At 70.0% G+C, this 17001-nt stretch carries 11 protein-coding genes; 2 read left to right on the top strand and 9 right to left on the bottom strand.

Going from position 1 to position 17001, the window contains the following annotated elements:
* Positions 1–952: 952 nt before the first annotated feature.
* A complete protein-coding gene (locus tag ACWGSK_RS08665; protein WP_452455529.1) occupies positions 953–1312 on the top strand; it encodes a gamma-glutamylcyclotransferase family protein in 360 nt (119 codons plus the stop codon).
* Positions 1313–1333: 21 nt separating this feature from the next.
* On the opposite strand, the gene ACWGSK_RS08660 is transcribed toward ACWGSK_RS08665, so the two are convergent.
* The 8 genes from ACWGSK_RS08660 to ACWGSK_RS08625 form a co-directional block, all read right to left on the bottom strand.
* The gene (locus tag ACWGSK_RS08660; protein WP_452455538.1) at positions 1334–3154 is read right to left on the bottom strand and encodes an endonuclease/exonuclease/phosphatase family protein; all 1821 of its coding nucleotides are present in this window, start codon (positions 3152–3154) and stop codon (positions 1334–1336) included.
* A gap of 245 nt (positions 3155–3399) precedes the next feature.
* Positions 3400–5430 carry a GTP-binding protein gene (locus tag ACWGSK_RS08655; protein ID WP_452455528.1) on the bottom strand — a complete coding sequence of 677 codons (2031 nt, stop codon included), beginning with the start codon at positions 5428–5430 and terminating at the stop codon, positions 3400–3402.
* 118 nt (positions 5431–5548) lie between these two features.
* The gene (locus ACWGSK_RS08650) at positions 5549–8116 is read right to left on the bottom strand and encodes a polynucleotide kinase-phosphatase (RefSeq protein WP_452455527.1); all 2568 of its coding nucleotides are present in this window, start codon (positions 8114–8116) and stop codon (positions 5549–5551) included.
* Positions 8113–9585 carry a 3' terminal RNA ribose 2'-O-methyltransferase Hen1 gene (locus ACWGSK_RS08645; RefSeq protein WP_452455526.1) on the bottom strand — a complete coding sequence of 491 codons (1473 nt, stop codon included), beginning with the start codon at positions 9583–9585 and terminating at the stop codon, positions 8113–8115. Before ACWGSK_RS08645 ends, ACWGSK_RS08650 begins: the two co-directional genes overlap by 4 nt.
* Positions 9586–9628: 43 nt before the next feature.
* Entirely contained in the window at positions 9629–10654 is a 1026-nt protein-coding gene (locus ACWGSK_RS08640; protein ID WP_452455537.1) for a hypothetical protein, read from the bottom strand.
* 19 nt (positions 10655–10673) lie between these two features.
* Positions 10674–12791: a TRAP transporter permease gene (locus ACWGSK_RS08635; protein WP_452455525.1), complete on the bottom strand. Its 2118-nt coding sequence runs from the start codon at positions 12789–12791 to the stop codon at positions 10674–10676.
* Between the two features lie 14 nt (positions 12792–12805).
* Positions 12806–13348: a DUF1850 domain-containing protein gene (locus ACWGSK_RS08630; RefSeq protein WP_452455524.1), complete on the bottom strand. Its 543-nt coding sequence runs from the start codon at positions 13346–13348 to the stop codon at positions 12806–12808.
* A gap of 6 nt (positions 13349–13354) precedes the next feature.
* The gene (locus ACWGSK_RS08625) at positions 13355–14404 is read right to left on the bottom strand and encodes a TAXI family TRAP transporter solute-binding subunit (protein ID WP_452455523.1); all 1050 of its coding nucleotides are present in this window, start codon (positions 14402–14404) and stop codon (positions 13355–13357) included.
* A gap of 165 nt (positions 14405–14569) precedes the next feature.
* Between ACWGSK_RS08625 and ACWGSK_RS08620 the strand changes: the two genes are divergently transcribed.
* Positions 14570–15574, top strand: coding sequence for a TAXI family TRAP transporter solute-binding subunit (locus tag ACWGSK_RS08620; RefSeq protein WP_452455522.1), 1005 nt, complete (start codon positions 14570–14572; stop codon positions 15572–15574).
* A 7-nt stretch (positions 15575–15581) separates the two neighbouring features.
* Here the strand turns inward: ACWGSK_RS08620 and ACWGSK_RS08615 are convergent, their stop codons facing one another.
* Complete coding sequence (locus tag ACWGSK_RS08615; protein ID WP_452455521.1) at positions 15582–16994, bottom strand: sensor histidine kinase; 1413 nt, start codon at positions 16992–16994, stop codon at positions 15582–15584.
* Positions 16995–17001: the final 7 nt, after the last annotated feature.

The following is a 17001-nucleotide window of genomic DNA, read 5'->3' as shown; positions in this document are numbered from 1 at the left end:
GCGCGATGCGTGGGGAGGAAAGCTCATACTCTGATTATACGCGAACACACCAGGAAATGGCAGGCTTACCGGTGGGTATATTCAACCTATTTCCATGTCGGTGAATGTGCCTATTATAGATGGGGTGGCCATTCTGGGTTATCCACAACCCCTTCCCCTATGACCGGATCCACCTATTACGGAGATGCTCCTAGCGACTTCGATGGAGGGGCTCTGAATGGAAACGATCTTGTCCGTAGCGCCATGTTGGGCGCCCAAATGGGCGCTAGGAGCAAGATCATCGCTGTGAAGACCAGGGCCGGCTACCGCGGGGACGCGCCCGGCCCCGTGCCTCACCTGTAGCGGGGCCTTCGTGACCGGACCCGTCACGTAGTGGCGACGCGCCCCACGAGAAAGCCAGACGGGGGGAAGGAATCCGGCCGGCCACGGCCGGACCGGGCGAAGCCCGGGGCCGTTGGGACCCCAACCACTCTCCCCCCTTCCCCGATAGCCGCCAAACCGCCGCCCGCACCGTACGGGTCAAGGCCACCCACCACGCTGATGAGCAACTCAACATCGCCTTGACGCGTGCGGTGCGGGCGGCAACAATCACGCGGCGGGGAAGGAGGGAGAACCCACCCCCACCCCGCCCAACAACCTCAAGGGCCCCTACCCGAGGCGCCCCACCAACCACCCACACAACGCCCAACAACCCGCAGGATCACGGCCTGAAGCGCCCCACCATCAACCCCTGGGCAGCACAAAACCGGCGGAACCAGCGGCTCCCCCAAGATCAATGGGATCACGTAGCCGGAACAGTCCACCAGCCCGAAAACTCAGACCTGTGGATAACCCCCAAGCCCAAACCCCCAGTCGCACCCCCACCCCCGACCCCGACCCCACTCACCCATCCGAGACACTCACGCCCCCAGCAGGATGTTCCCTGTTCAGAGGCACTTGTTAGATTGATCGGATGATCGAACGACTCTTCGTCTACGGAACGCTTGCCCCGGGTAGGCCCAACGAGCATGTCTTGGCGGACGTCCCCGGCGTATGGGAACCGGCGACGGTCCGGGGAGAGCTGGTCCAGCAGGGCTGGGGCGCGGCGGCCGGGTATCCGGGCATCGTGCTGGACGACTCCGGCCCCGAGGTCCACGGCTTCGTGTTCGGCTCGGAGGAGCTGGGCCGTCACTGGAGGCGCCTCGACGACTTCGAGGGTGATGAGTACAGGCGGGTCCTGGCCCCGGTCCGGCTGAGTGGTGGAGAAGACGGCGGAGCCGGGGAAACGGTGCGGGCGAACGTCTACGCCCTGCGCCGGGCCTCGGGCGGCTGAGGCCCGGCGCGAACGAGTGGGTCAGCCTCGGTGCGGCGGGGTGCCGCGTCGGGTGTCGATCCACAGCACCTGTGGGTCGTGGTCGCTGACCTGGTCGTGGAACTCGGAGTTGATCCGAACGACCTCGTAGTCGACCCGGCCGGCCAGGGCCTCGTTCACCAGGATGTGATCGAGGGCCTGTGAATTGCCGTCGAAGACATAGTTGTAACCCTCGGTCGGCTCCAGCAGGTCCACCATCGGGTTGGTGAGCGCGCCGTCGCCGGTGAGGACGTCCAGGGTGTGGGAGAACTGGAAGTCGTTCAGGTCGCCCATCACCACCAGGTTCGCGTCGGGATCCACCGCCAGGAGCTCGTCGGCGAACTCCCGGACCAGCTCCGCTTGGGCGCCCCGCTGCACCTCGCTGGACCGGTTCGGCGGCTGCTGGACCCCGTGCAGGGCTTCGTCGCCGCCCTTGGAGTTGAAGTGGTTGGTGACCACGTACACGTCGCGGTTGAGGGCCCGGAAGTGGCCGACCAGGGGTTTGCGGCTCTCCTCCCAGGCCTCGTTCTCGGGGCTGACGCGGCCCGGGGACACCGAAAGTTCGGCCCCGTACTCACCCTCGACGACCTCCACGGCGGTGGTGGCGTCGCCGCCCGCCACGTCCACGAACCGGGCCCGGTCCGGGTTGAAGAGGAACGCGTTGCGGATGTTGCCGCCGGGCACGCCGCCGTCCTGTTTGTCCTCCGGGCTGATCTGGCGCCACTCGTAGGAGGGGCCACCGGCGGCGGCGATCGCGTCGACGAGTCGGTCCAGGGTGAGGCCGGCGTCGACCACGCCGTCGTCCGTCTCACCGCTGTCGTCCTGGATCTCCTCCAGGCCGACGATGTCGGGTGAACCGACGTACTCCACGAACCCCTCGGCGAGGGCGTCGAAGTCCGCCTGGTCGTCGGTACCACCGAGGTTCTCGACGTTGTAGGTGGCCACGGAGACCTCGTGCCGCTCGGTCTCGCGGACCGGCCGCCGCTCCAGGTCACCCGTGGCGTGCCCGCCCAGGGTGGTGGCGCGGATGAGGTGACCGCCGAACCGGCTGTAGTACACGGGCCCCTCGGTGACCCCGGTGAGGGTGTCGCCGACGTTCGCGTCCGGGAAGGGACGTTCCGCGTGGTCGATCAGCGACTCGATCTTCACCCGGCCGCTGTTGGGGTCGTCGTAGGAGCCGTAGTGGGCGCCGCCGTTCGCCGTGGCGTTCTCGTCGGGTCGCGTGGTCACCCACAGGGCGTCGTAGCCGTCGGTGGGCGCGATGACGGGGGCGTCCTCCACCCGGACCCGCATGTGCTCGTGCGCGGCCCAGAAGTCGAGGGCGTAGGCGTCGGGTTCCAGTTCCAGTTCGGAGATGTCACCGCCGGGCGCGGGCGCGTAGGCCCCGGGGACGGTGTCCTCTTCCAGCAGAACCGACTCGGGTAGCCCGTTGCCGCTGGAAACGACGTTCCAGGACGCCTGGTCGAGCTGGGTGATGGTCTGGGCGCCCTCCTGTTGGGCGTACTCGCTCACCCGCCCGGAGACCAGGACCTCGTCACCGACCTCGACGTCGGGGGTGGTGGACCCGGTGAAGACGAACAGCGCTTCGCTGGTGCGGGGGTCGTCGTCGGCTTCGGGGTCCTGGAACCAGAAGCCCTGTGCGCTGCCGAATCCGGCGATGGCGGTGACCACACCGGGCAGGCCGACGACCTCCTCGTCCACCAGGGGTGAGGTCCGGGTGGTGCCTTGGACGTCGTGGACGCGTAGGTCGCCCGGTTCGGCCGGTGCCTGTTCACCATCGGCCAGGGCGGGCACCGCGGCGACCAGTCCGGCACCCAGGGCCATGGCGGCGAGGACGACGCCGGTGGTTCGGTAGGGGGTTGGGGACACGCCTGCATCTCCGGTGGTGTCGGGGGTGTGGGGATTTTGTGCCGGCTCATCATCACCCTCGGGGGTGTCCGCTCGAAAGAGTGGGCGTGAAAAGAAGACGAAGTGCGATCCGATTGTGGTGATCCCATGACAAAGCGTCGCCCCGAACCTGGTGTGATCCTCCAAGTCCGGGGCGTTCCCGCCGATCTGTCCCCCTTCGGCTACCCGACGATCCCGGTGCGGCCCGCGTTGCCCAGGTGGACCAGGTACTCTTCCGGGTTCAGCGGGTTGCCGTCGGTGCGGGTCCGACGAGGCACGCGCCCCCGCACCGGCCGGTCTCCCCCGGGCCGGGTCCACCACACGCCCTCGCCTCGGGAGAGCCCCGAAAGCCGGGTCCGGAAGGTGTCGGTGCCGCGGACCGGGATCTCACCGGTCACCCGCCACCCCTCGGCGGTGCGGACCGAGTCCCGCACCCGCGCCCCACAGGCGTGCAGGTGGGAGACGGCCGCGCTCAGCGCGTCATCCGGGACCTCCAGTTCGAACTCGCGCACGGGTTCGTGTACGCGGGTGCCCGCGGCGTCGAGCGCGCGCATCAGCACCATCGGGGTGAGCAGCCGGAAGTGCGCCGCCTCCGTCAGCGGCGCGATGTAGCCGCTGCGGACCAGCGTGACCACGCAATCGGTCACCGGCCACCCGTACAGTCCCTGCCGGAGGGTGTCGCGCACGCTGCCCTCGACCGCGTGGTCGTAGGCGGCGAGCAGGGCGCCCAGCTCCGTCTCCCGACGGAACACCACTCCGCTTCCCTCCTCCCCCGGGTCCACCCGCAGACCGACCGTGACCGGGCCCCCGATCTCCCGTGCGAGGTCGATCGGCTCGATCGCCGTACCGGAGCCGGATGGGCGTTCGGTGTGCACCACGCTGCTGGGCGCGAAGACCGCCTCGACCCCGAAGTCGTCGGCCAGGGTGGCGGCGACGACCTCCTTCTGGACCTCTCCGTGGAGCAGGACCGAGAGCCCCTCCCCCGGCACCGCGCGCAGCCGGATCAGCGGATCCTGGTCCGAGAGCGCGGTGAGCGCCGCGTGAAGGCGGATCGAGTCTTGCGGACGCACCGGGCGGACGACGGACTCCAGCGCGGGGTCGGCCAGGCTCACCGGCACGGTCGGCGGACCCATCCGGTCGCCCACCCGCAGCCCGGGCAGGCCGCGGATCCGTCCGATACCGCCCGCGGTCAGGGATCGACCCCGCTCACCCTCCGAACCGGCCACCTCCAGGTAGGTGATGCGGCCCTGGTGGGGTTCGCCGTCGGCGGGGTCGGCCCGTTCGAACCGAACCCGGTCCCGTGGGGCCAGGCGCCCGGAGAACAGCCGCAGGTATCCGGTCTTCTCCCCCGAAGCCGAACGCTCGATCGCGAACACGGTCCCGTGTGGCTCCTCGGAGCCGTCGGTCCGAACCGTGGCGGGCAACAGCTCGGTGAGGGCCGCCGTCAACTCGGGAATTCCCGCGCCGGTGACCGCCGATCCGGACAGCACCGGGTACACAAGCCCGCGTCCGACCTGGTCGCGGACGTTCTCCCGCAGCGCGTCGCCCAGCGGTGGGGGACGATCGTCGACCAGCGCCGCCAAGAGGGTGTCGTCCTCCTCTGCGAGCAGTTCCGCGGCCCGCTCCGCCAGCCCCGGATCGTCCCAGTGGCACGACAGGGTACGCGCCCCTCGGGTCCCCGGTTCACGCACGGTGTCCAAGGCCAGGACGCGGTCGGTGAGGCGACGCCGGACCTGGTCGAGGACACGCTCGGGGTCGGCCCCGCCGCGGTCGGTCTTGTTGACGAAGAGCAGCACCGGCAGGCGCATCCGACGCAGGACGCGCATGAGCAGGCGGGTGTGCGGCTGTACCCCCTCGACGGCGGACAGCACGAGTACCGCGCCGTCGAGTACCGACAGGGCGCGCTCGACCTCGGCGACGAAGTCGGCGTGACCGGGGGTGTCGATCAGGTTGACCCGGGTGGCACCGATCCGGAAGGGCGCCACGGCGGTGCGTACGGTGATGCCGCGTTCGCGTTCGATCCGGCCGGTGTCGGTCCGGGTGTCGCCGGAGTCGACGCTGCCGAGCCGGTGAATGGCACCGGCGTCGAAGAGCAGACGCTCGGTGAGACTGGTCTTACCCGCGTCGACGTGCGCGAGGATTCCGATGTTCAGGGTGGCCAAATGCGGTTCCCAGCAGGGTTTCGATCCGGAAGATGGGTTCGAGAACTCCATAGGAACGCCGCATGCCGTGACCTCTCTGTTGTCGGTGCTGGTCAGGACGATGATGGACGGCGGAAGCGGGACACGCAAGGGGATTTCCCGCGTGCCCCGCCCTGTCGATCCCACACGGTCACAGGCGGGGGTCGACCGGTTCGGTCTCCAGCGCCAGCAGCGCGAAGACCGGCTCGTGCACCCGCCACAGCGGTTCGCCCGCCGCCAGCCGGGACAGGGCCGTCAGCCCGAGCTTGTGCTCGCGCATGGCCAGTCCCGCCTTGCGGCCGAGCCTGCGGTCCTTGAGCACCGCGATCCGTTCGGGGTCGGTGTAGTCGGCCCCGTAGATGATCCTCAGGTATTCGGGTCCGCGCACCTTCAGCCCCGGCTGCGCCAGTCCCTTGCGGGCCATGGCCCGTGCCCCGAGCAGCGGCTTGACCACCATGCCCTCACCACCGACGTCGACCATCTCCCGCCACCACCCGGCGGCGGCCTCGCGGGCGTCGCCGTCGGTGGTGTCCACGACCCGGTAACGGGTGCGGTGGATCATCGGGTGGGCGTCGGCGAGCTGTTCGGCCACGCTCATGTGCCAGAGGTGGTCGGCCTCGGTGTACTCGCGCCCCTCGGTGGCCAGCAGCATGAACGGGGCGAACCGCAGGCCCTTCACCCCGTCGGTCTCCCAGGTGTAGCGGCGGTAGACGTCGCTGAACGCCGCCATCTGCCCGGTGCGGCGTTCGATGGTCGCGGCGAGCCCGGAGACGTCCACCCCGCGTTCGGCCGCGGCGGCCAGCGCGGCGCCGGCGGCCGGCAGCGAGGCCCTCGCCGCAGCGCCCACCGACGCGTACTGGTCACGGATGAGCGAGCCGGCCTTGGCCGACCAGGGCAGCATTTCTCCGTCCAGGGCGACCCAGTCGGTACCGAGCTTGTCCCACAGGCCGGCGTCGGAGACCGCGCGACGCAGTTCGTCGACCATCGTCCTCTGGAGGTCGGCGTCCTTGAAGAAGGGCCGGCCGGTGCGGGTGAAGACGGTGCCGAGTTCCCCGGGGACGAAGCGCCGTTCGGCGGCGGCCTCGTCCCGGCACAGCACCGCCACGGCCCGCGAGCCCATGTGCTTCTCCTCGCAGATCACCTGACCGATGCCGGAGGAACGGAAGGACTCGAAGGCCTCGGCGGGGTGTTCCAGCAGGCCCGGGTCGGCCGCGGTGGGCGCGGGCGCCATCGTGGGCGGCAGGTACACCAGCCACCTCGGGTCGACGGCGAAGCGGCTCATGACCTCCAGCGCGGCCATGGCGCTCTCCGCGTTCGCCCGTACGACTCCGTCGTCGGTGTCGACGAACAGGCCGGCGTGGAGGTCGCCCATGCCGAGGTCGGTGATGTCGACGGCCTGACCGGCGTTCCGGTCGTTGTCCCTCGACGTCTCCTCCGCCAGCGGTCGTACCGGTGCGTACCAGACCTGTTCCGCGTCCACGTCCACGATCTCGCGCTCCGGGTAGCGCAGCGCGGTGAGACGCCCACCGAACACGCAGCCGGTGTCCAGGCAGATGGTGTTGTTGAGCCATTCGGCCTTGTTGGTGGGTACGTGCCCGTACACGACCGCGGCCCTGCCCCGGTAGTCGCGTGCCCAGGGCAGGCGTACCGGCAGGCCGAACTCATCGGTCTCCCCGGTGGTCTCGCCGTACAGGGCGAAGGAGCGGACCCGCCCGGAGGCACGCCCGTGGTACTCCTCCTTGAGCCCGGCGTGGGCGATCACCAGCTTCCCGTCGTCCAGGACGAGGTGGCTGACGAGGCCGTCGCAGAACTCCAGGACCCGCTCGCGGAACTCCTCGCTCTCGCGCCCCAGTTGTTCGACGGTCTCGGCCAGACCGTGGGTGAGCTTGCCCGCGCCCTTGCGCATGTAGCGGACCAGCTTGTTCTCGTGGTTGCCGGGCACACAGAGGGCGTCGCCGTCGGCGACCATCCCCATGACCAGGCGCAGCACGCCGGGGCTGTCCGGTCCACGGTCGACGAGGTCGCCGACGAACACGGCCGTGCGCCCCTCGGGGTGGTGCGCGCCCACGGGCCGTCCCTGGTCGTCGCGTCGTATCTCGTAGCCGAGGTCGCCGAGCAGGGACTCCAGCTCGGAGCGGCAGCCGTGGACGTCACCGAGGATGTCGAAGGGCCCGGTGAGTTCGGTCCGGTCCGGCCAGGGGCGTTCCAGTTCGATCCGGGCGGCGTCGATCTCCTCCTGGCCCTTGAGGACGTACACCTTGCGCACGCCCTCGCGTGCCATGCGCTTGAACCCGTCGCGCAGGTCCCGGCGCTGTCGGCGTACGACGTGGTCGCCGAAGTCGCGTTCCGGTCGGGAACGGTTGCGCGCCACGGCCACGGACTCGGGTACGTCCAACACGATCGCGGTGGTCAGGACGTTGTTGTCCTTGGCGATGCGAATGAGCTGCTCGCGGGCCTTGCGCTGGACGTTGGTGGCGTCCACGACGGTGAGCAGTCCACGCCGCAGCCGGATGTCCACGATCGTGTTCAGCAGCGCGAACGCGTCGGCGGTGGCGGTCTGGTCGTTCTCGTCGTCGCTGACCATGCCGCGGCAGAAGTCGGAGCCGATCACCTGGGTGGGCTCGAAGTGCTCGGCGGCGAAGGTCGATTTTCCCGACCCGGAGACCCCGACCAGCAGGACGAGCCCCATCCGGGGCACGCGGAGGTTCGTCTCGGTCATCGGGTGAAGACCCCCATCTGTGTCGGTGCCCCGGTCTCGGGGTGTTCGTCGCCGACCGGCAGGTACCGGACGGTGTAGCCGTACTGTTCGGCGACCCGGTCGGCCCACGCCGCGAACTCGGCGCGGGTCCACTCGAAGCGGTGGTCGGCGTGGCGGAAGGATCCGTCGGTCAGGCCCTCGTAGTGGCGGTTGTACTCGACGTTGGGTGTGGTGACCACGACGACACGGGGCGCGGTGTCACCGAAGACGACGTCCTCCATGGCGGGCAGCCTGGAGGGGTCGAGGTGTTCGACGACCTCCATGAGGACGGCGGCGTCGTGGCCGTGGAAGCGTTCGTCCCGGTAGACCACGGAGCCGAGTAGCAGCTCGGGCCGGGGCCTTCGGTCGGATCGGCCCGCGGCCGCGTCGGCGAACAGCGGCCTGTGGCCACGGCCGCCGCCCGGGTCGCACCCCTTGCAGAGCTTGCGGTGGGCGATCTCCAGACCGCCCAGGTGGACGTCCACCCCGGTGATCCGCTCCAGGTTCCGGTGCCGGACCAGCCGCTCCAGCAGCTTTCCGCCGCCACAGCCCAGGTCGATGACGCTGGAGACGTGCTCGGACTCCAGGATCGTCTCGATCGCGTCCGCCCGCCGATCGGCCAGGGACGGCTCACGTTCCTCGACCACCGGGTCGACGACGTCCTCCTGGGGCTCCTCGTGTTCGGTCAGGCGGGCCAGGGCGGAGCGCACGTACCGATCCCGGCGGGCGAGGTAGCGCCGGGTGATCCACTCGCGTTCGGGGTGCTCGGCGAGCCATCCCGCGCCGTCCTCGGCTTCGACCCCGTCCACGGGGGCGCCGCCGGCGCGCAACAGTTTGTCGATCTCGGTGGAGTCCACCCAGTAGTGCCTGTTGCCGCCCTCCATCGCGGGCAGCAGCACGTACAGGTGGCTGAGGGCGTCGGACAGCCGCAGGGTGCCGGTCAGGGTGAGTGACAGGTAGTGGGAGTCACCCCAGCCGGGCAGCCCGGGGTCCAGTGGCACCGGTTCGGCGCGCACCGTCCAGCCGAGTGGCTCGAACAGGGCACGGGCCCGCTCCGGCCCCGATCGACACGGCACCGCGGGCAGGCGCAGCTCCAGTGGGATGGGCGTGGCGGCCAGTTCGGGGCGCCCCTCGCACACACCACGGATCGCGGTCCGTAGCACCCTGCCCAGCGCCACCGTGAACAGCGACGACGAGGCGTAGGGGCGGTCGTTGACGTACTGGGCCAGGGCGAAGTCGGGGGTGCTCACCGACGTGCGCGTGCGCAGCAGCGCCTGCGGGTCGACTTCCAGCAACAGCGCGGCCGTGCAGCGTTCCTCGGTGGCTTCGGGGTAGAAGACGTGCGCCGTACCGAAGGACTGCTCGAAGCTCTGCGCCTTGTCGGGATGTTTGTGGAGCAGGTATCCGAGGTCTGTCGCCGGGCGGGCCGTGGTCGTGATCGTCAGTAGCACCCATGCATTGTGGCGGACCGCCGCACCTGGTCACCAGTGCTTTTCATCCCGCTTCGGTGTCGACCTCGGGGGCCTGGCGCGGATCCACGCCCAGTTCGGCCATGGCCCGGGCGATCTCCACGCGGGCCGGCCCGAAGAAGGACCAGGGGATCTCGTTGTAGAACCGGCCGACCGCGCCCAGGTGCCAGCGCGCCGGATCGGACTCGCCCGACCGATGGAACGCCCACGCGAACAGGTGGTGCGCCTGCACGTCGCGCACGTGCGGAACCCCGGCCGACACCCACGCCCGAGCGAGCCGGAAGAGCTCGCGGACCCCCTCACCGTGCAGCCGGCCCAGGCTCATGGACACGATGTAGGGGCTCTTGCCCTCCTCGATCAACCGGCGCTGTTCCCCACGCAGGTACTCGGCGTGGGCCAGGGCCAACACCGCCGGGAGCGGGCTACCCTCGGGCGCGGTGTCGGCCGCCGCGCCCGCCGCGGCGAACATCTCCTCCACCGACCCGCCTCGGCTCGGGGCCAGGGCCCGGACCCGGGTCATGTGGGCGGGCACCAGGTGGGGCGCGCGAGCGTGCGCCTCGGTCCAGGAGCGTTCGCGTTCGGACCGGTCCCCGAGCCCCATGGCCACGGTCTGCAACGCGGCCCAGGGGGCGGCGTCGTCGGGGTTGAGCCGGGCGGACTCGGCCAGGGGCACGCGCGCCTCGTGCAGCGCGGCCTCCACCGCCTTGTGTTCGGCGGTCCCTCCCGACGGCAACGACATGGCACGGGCCAACAGGGCGTGCCCCAGCCACAGCAGCGTGTCGGCGGGGTCCGCGCCCTCCTCCACCAGTCCGGCCACCTCGTCGGGCCGGTCCAGAGCGGACCGGCCCAGGGCTTCGGCCTGGTGGGAGCGGGCCTCGGGGTCGTCTCGGGTCTCCAGCAGGAGCGAGGCGCCCACCTCGACGTCTCCTTGGCGGACCGCGGCGCAGCCGGCGCGCAGCAGCGGGTCCGTGCCAAGGGACGCCGAGACCAGGGCCCCTTCGAGGTCGGTGCCGCCGAGCACCTTGGAGGGTTTCCGTCCGAATCGCCACATGCCTGCCATGTCAGCGAGGTTAGGTCATGGACCGGTCGGCCTTCTCCTGCGTCTCCTCCGTCTCGACGTCGGTACCCGGCCGCGGTTGTCCCAGCGGCGCGACCAGACCCTTGGCCTTGTCCCGACGGTGGTTGATCACCTGCAGGACGATGAGCGCGGTACAGGCGGCGCTGCCGGCCAGCACGAACCAGTGCGAGGCCACGTGGACCGACAGCAACGACTCCGTCCATCCGGTCCACTCGGGGGCGATGAGGACCAGGGCCGCGGACAGACCGAAGGCGATCCGTTCGCCGATCATGGTGCGGCGCAGGAACCAACCCTCGATGGCTATGGCTCCGGCCGCCAGTGCGACCGACCCCGTGACGATCGCGATCACCAGGTCGAGAACGGGACCGTCGACCTCCATGAGCGCCGAGTAGGCCATGAGCAGCGGGATCAGGTAGAGGCCCTTGGCGAACTTCCACGCGGACACACCCGAACGCATCGGCTTGGAGTCGGCGATGCCCGCCGCCGCGAACGCCGCGAAGGCCACCGGAGGGGTCACGTTGGAGTCCTGGCTGAGCCAGTACACGATCATGTGCGCGACGATGAGCGCCAGGCCCAGCTGTTCCAGCGCCGGGCCGGCCAGGATGACCAGAACCACGTAGGAGGCGGTCACCGGCAGGCCGATACCCATGATCAGGGAGGCCAGCGCGACCATCACCAGGGTCATGAACAGGTTCCCGGCGAAGGCGTTGACCAGCACGTCGGAGAAGACCAGACCGAGGCCGGTGAGGCCGACCACCCCGACGATGACCCCCGCGACGGCGCACGCCACCGACACCGGCAGGGTACTGCGGGCGGCCATGACGAACACCTCCAGGAAGTCCTGGACGCTCAGGCGGCTGCCCGCGCGCAGCATGGCCACGACCAACAGGGCGCCACAGGCCGCCAGGCCCGCCTGTGTGGGCGGCACGTAGTTGAGCAGCAGCACGATGAGCAGGACCAACGGGGCCAGGAAGTGCCAGCCCGCGCGCATCACGATCGCGAAGGCGGGGACGTCCTCCTTCTTCATCGTCCCGACGTTGTGCTTGCGGGCGAGGATGTCCACGAACAGGAACATCAGCGCGAAGTACATGATCGCGGGGATGATCGCGACCTTGACGATGTCGGCGTAGGGGATGCCCAACCGCTCGGCCATGAGGAACGCGCCCGCGCCCATGATGGGCGGCAGGATCTGGCCACCGGTGGACGCCGCGGCCTCCACGCCCGCCGCGTCGTGCTTCTTGTAGCCGACCCTCTTCATCAACGGGATCGTGAACGGGCCGGTGGTGACCACGTTGGCGATGGCGCTGCCCGAGACCGAACCCATCAGGGCGCTGCCCAGTACCGCGCCCTTGGCGGGACCGCCGACCATCCGCCCGGTCAGGACGTAGGCCAGTCCGACGAAGAAGTTGCCGCCGCCGGTCTTGGACAGCAGCGCGCCGAACAGGATGAACACGAACACGAAGGTGACCACGACCCCGAGCGTCAGCCCGTAGATGCCGTCGTTGCCCAGGTAGGTGTGGGTGGCGATGCGCTCGTAGGTGGCCCCCGAGTGACCGAACCGGCCGGGGATCATCGGGCCGATCCACGCGTAGTACAGGAAGCCCGCCACGAGGATCACCATGACCAGACCGACCGAGCGGCGGGTGGCCTCCAACAGGATCACGATCGCGAGCGCGCCCATGATCCAGTCCAGTTCGGTGTAGGCCCCCGCGCGACGGGCCAGTTCGGACTGGAAGACGATCGGATAGAGGCTGACCACGACTGTGCCCACGACCATGACCAGGTCGACCACCGCGCCGATCACGAACAGGACCGGGTTGCCCTCGGCCCTGCCCTTCTTGAACGGCGGCATGATGAGGAAGACCAGCAACATCACCAGCATCAGGTGGATGAGGCGCTGCTGGCGGGCGTCGAGCCCGGCGCGCAGGGCGATGTAGAGCTGGAAGGCGGTCAGGGCGATACCGAGGAGGAGGACGACTCCGCCCACGATCATTCCGCCCTTGCCCTCCCCCCAACGCTCGGCGGCGACCTTCCGCCAGAACGGCGGGGCGTCCTCGCCGAGACCGTCGACGTCGGGCAACGCGCCGGCGGAGGTTCCGGTCTTGGCCATGTTCTTCCTCGGGTTCACTGGGGTGCTTCGTTGGGTTTTCGGTCGGTGGGCGTGTCGCACTCCGGCTGGGGGTCGGAGTCGAACAGCAACTGGAGGGTGGTCGCCCGAACGGGTTCGACGACCACCCGTCGGGAGGCCAGGCACGGGGAGAGCCGCACCTCGGAGTCGGGGGTACCGACACGGTGGTCGACCGAGGGCGCGCCCACGCGGATCGCCACCTCCGTGCCGATGTCGCGGTCCATGTCCTCGATGACCCACCACTCGCCGTCGGCCCGGCCGGTGCCCTCCCCCGGCCGGTGGCCCATGCCCGCGCCGAACTGACGCAGTCGGGTGGCGTCGACCACCAGGTTCCCGTCCCTGACCTCGATGTACTCCTCGATCGGCAGGTGGTCGATCGAGTGGACGTAGGAGATGGTGAACAGTTCACCCTCAGCCAGGGGCAGGTGGCCGAGCCGGTCCTCGTCCACACTCAGCCGGAGCGCGGGCCACAACGGCAGCGCGGCGGCGGCGACCGCCGCCCCCACGAGGAGGGCGGCGGTGCTGGCGGACCGGAGCACGGATGCCTACTCTTCGGTGGAGTCGGTCTCGGGCAACAGGTCCTCGGGGATCTCGACGCCCTCCTCCTCGTAGAAGCGGACGGCGCCCGGGTGGACCGGGACCGGGCTGTTCTCGATGGTCTCCGGGACGAGGTAGTCCTCGCCCGGGGCGTAGACGCCGACGACCTCGTCGATGTTGTCGAACATCGCCTTGGTGATCTCGTAGGCCTGGTCCTCGTTGAACTCACCGGGCACGACCAGGGCGTTCCACACCGCGATGGTGTTCACGTCGTCGTCGATGCCCGGGTAGGTGCCGCCGGGGATGGTGTGCTCGGTGTAGCCGCCGTAACCGGCGACGATGGCCTCGCGCTCCTCGTCGCACATCTCGATGATGTCGATGTCCTCGGTGGTGCCCAGCTCGGTGATGCCCGAGTGGCCCTCGCCGACGACCCAGGAACCGGCGTCGAGCTGGCCGTTGGACAGGGCGTTGGCGGTCTCGGCGTAACCCAGCTGCTGGAGCTCCACCTCGGTCGAGGCGATCTCCAACGTCTCGAACACCTGGTTGGTGGTGGCCTCGTTGCCACTACCGATGTCACCGACGGAGTAGCGGTTGCCCACCACGTCGGAGAAGCACTCGAAGCCCTTGTCCGCGGCGATGTCGGCCAGGGTCACCGCGTGGAACACGTTGGGGTACATGACCGCGAGGGAGTACGTCCGGGCCGGGTCGGCCTCGAAGTCGCCGGTGCCGTTGAAGCCCTGGTCGGCGGCGTCACCCTGGACGATGGCCAGGTGGCCGTCGCCGCTGTTGAGGAGGCGGATGTTCTCCACGGAGGCGCCAGTGGCCTCGACGGAGGCGCTCTGGCCCTCCAGGTTGTCCCCGATGATGGAGCGCAGCGCGCCACCGATCGGGTAGTACACACCGCTGGTACCACCGGTGACGATGCTGAGGTCGGACTGGACCGGGGCTCCACCGAGCCCGACGTCCTCGGTCGCCTGCTCGGCCGGCTGCGCGCCACAGGCGGCGAGCGTGACGACGCTGGCGGGGATGGCGGCCAGGGACAGCAGTGTGCGTCGCATGGTCGGTCGGTCCTCTCGGGGGTTCTGGGGCAGGGGGGATCAGGGGTGTGACAGGGGCCACTTTCCGTCGCCAGAAAGGTAGTGGCCGTGTCCGTGGGAGCAACACCCCAACGGGTGGGATTTGAGCCTTTCCTGAGGTTCGGGTCCGGTTGCTATCGTGCGAACATGGCGCGGCCCCCCACCCACCGTCTGTGGGCGACCTCCCGAATCCTGACCGCCGGTCTCCTGACCGTCTGTCTGCTCTCCTGGTCGCATCCTCCACGCTCGGACCCACTCCGCCTGGCCATCGGCACAGGCGGTAGTGGCGGCGTGTACCACGTCTATGGCGCCGGGTTGGCGAGGGTGACCGACCCCGACCCGAACACCCAGATCACCGCCCTGACCACCGCGGCGAGCGTGGAGAACAATCGGCTGGTCGCCTCCGGCGCGCTGGACGCCGCCTTCACCCTCGCGGACGTGGCCGCGCTGGCCGTCGAGGGCCGGGAACCGTTCGATCGGCCGCTGCCCATCAAGGCCATCGCCCGGTTGTACGACAACTACACGCACGTGGTGGTGCGCGCGGACTCCCCCTACGAGGAGGTCGCGGACCTGGCCGGGACCTCCGTTTCGGTGGGAGCCAGGGGTTCGGGCACCGAGATGATCGCCGAACGGCTACTGGACACCGCGGGTCTGGCCGAGGACACCGACTCGGACGTGGACCGACAGCGGTTGTCCATCGGCGGCTCGGTCCGAGCGTTGGAGGACGAACGCATCGACGCGTTCTTCTGGTCCGGAGGCCTGCCGACCCAGGCCGTCTCCGACCTGGCCACGCGGACCCCGGTGCGACTGCTGGACCTGTCCGAGCACGTTCCGGAGCTGGTGGACGAGTACGGGGAGTTCTACTCCGAACTCCCCGTGCCGGCCGAGACCTACGAGAACGTGCCCGCGGTGCGCACCATAGGGGTGCCGAGCCTGATGGTGGCCGGTTCTCGAATGCCGGACCGGACCGCCCGGGAGTTCACCCGGATCCTGTTCGAGTCGCGGAACGCACTGGTGGAGATCCACCCGGTCGCCCTTCACCTGCACCCGCGATCGGCCATCGCCACCCTGCCGGTGCCCCTGCACCCGGGTGCCACCGCCTACTACCGGTCGGTCAAGTACGCGCACGACGAACGCCCATCGGTCCCCTGAGTGTTCTCTAGGGCAGCGGTAGGCGGATCCGTGCGTCGATGCCGTTCGGGTGGGCGGGCCGCAGGGTGAGTTCCGCGCCCTGGAGTTCCAGCAGGGTGACCACGATGGACAGCCCGAGCCCGGAACCGCCGCCGGTGCCCCCGCCGTCCCGCCAGAAGGGTTCTGTGGCGCGTTCGAGCTCTTCGGCGGGGAGCCCCGGCCCGTCGTCCACCACTCGCATGTCCAGGTGGCCGCCGCCCTCCTCGTACCGAACGGGTTCGTCCACCCGAACGACGATCCGGACCCCCGCGCCACCGAACTTCAACGCGTTGTCGATGAGCACGTCCAGGGCCTGGTCGAGGGTGCCCTCCGCACACGGCACCGACACGTCGGAGGCGCCCTCGCAGGTCAGCTCCGCGCCGGCGCGATCGGCGATGGGGAGCCACGCCGCCACCCGGTCCTCCGCGACCTCCCGCGCGTCCTCCCACACCATCGAGTGCTCGGCGTCCTCGGCCCGGGCCAGGGTGAGCAGGCCGTCGCAGATACGGGTGAGTCGGTCGACCTCGTCCAGCGCCAGACGGTGGTCCTGCGCGCCCTCTTGGCCCAGATGACGGGACAAACCGTCCACCCGAAGCCGCAGCGCGGCCAGGGGGTTGCGCACCTGGTGGCCGGCGTAGGCGACGAAGGTGCGCTGGCTCTCCAGCATGGAGGTGATGGTGTCGGCCATCTGGTTGAACGACTCGCCCAGGCGGCGCAGCTCATCCGGCCCGGCGGCTGTGCGCACCCGGGTGTCCAGGCTGCCGCCGCTCACCGCGCGGGTGGCCTCGTCGAGGTCGTCGATGGGACGCAGGATCCACCGGGTGAGCGGACCGGCCGCCGTGATGCCGACCAGCATCAACGCGGTGGCCACCAGCCACGCCACCCCCCACTGAACGGTGGTGGCGCGGCGCAGGGACTCGGTGGGCGAGAAGGTGACGGCGGCACCCACGACCTCACCGGAACGGCCGATGGGTTCGGCGACGATGAGCGGACCCTCCTGCCAGGGCCAGACCACGCTGTCGGCGCCCATCCGGTTGCCGGCCAGGGCCGTGCGCACCGGGCCGGATATCGCTTCCCCGCCCTCCGGCCAGCCGTTCGGGTCCAGGTCGGCCAGGGTCAACCCCGGTCGAGAGGAGACCACCACCTCGCCGTCCCGATCCACCACCACCGCCATGATCCCGTAGACCTCCTCGTAGGCGGCGAGTTCGGCGGAGAGGGTGCCCTCGTTACCGGTGAGGACGCTGGGCTCGGCCAACCCCGCGAATCGGGCGGTGTCGTTGATCCGGTCCAGCATCATGTCCGAGGTGCCGCGTGCGGCGATGCTGACGCACAGCGGCACCGCCAACGCCAGGCAGGCCGCCACCAGCAGGGTGACGTACACCGTCACCAAACGTCTGCGCATCCCGGAT

This window comes from Nocardiopsis sp. NPDC055551 (genome assembly GCF_053619415.1).
This window is presented reverse-complemented; position numbering and strand designations above follow the sequence as displayed.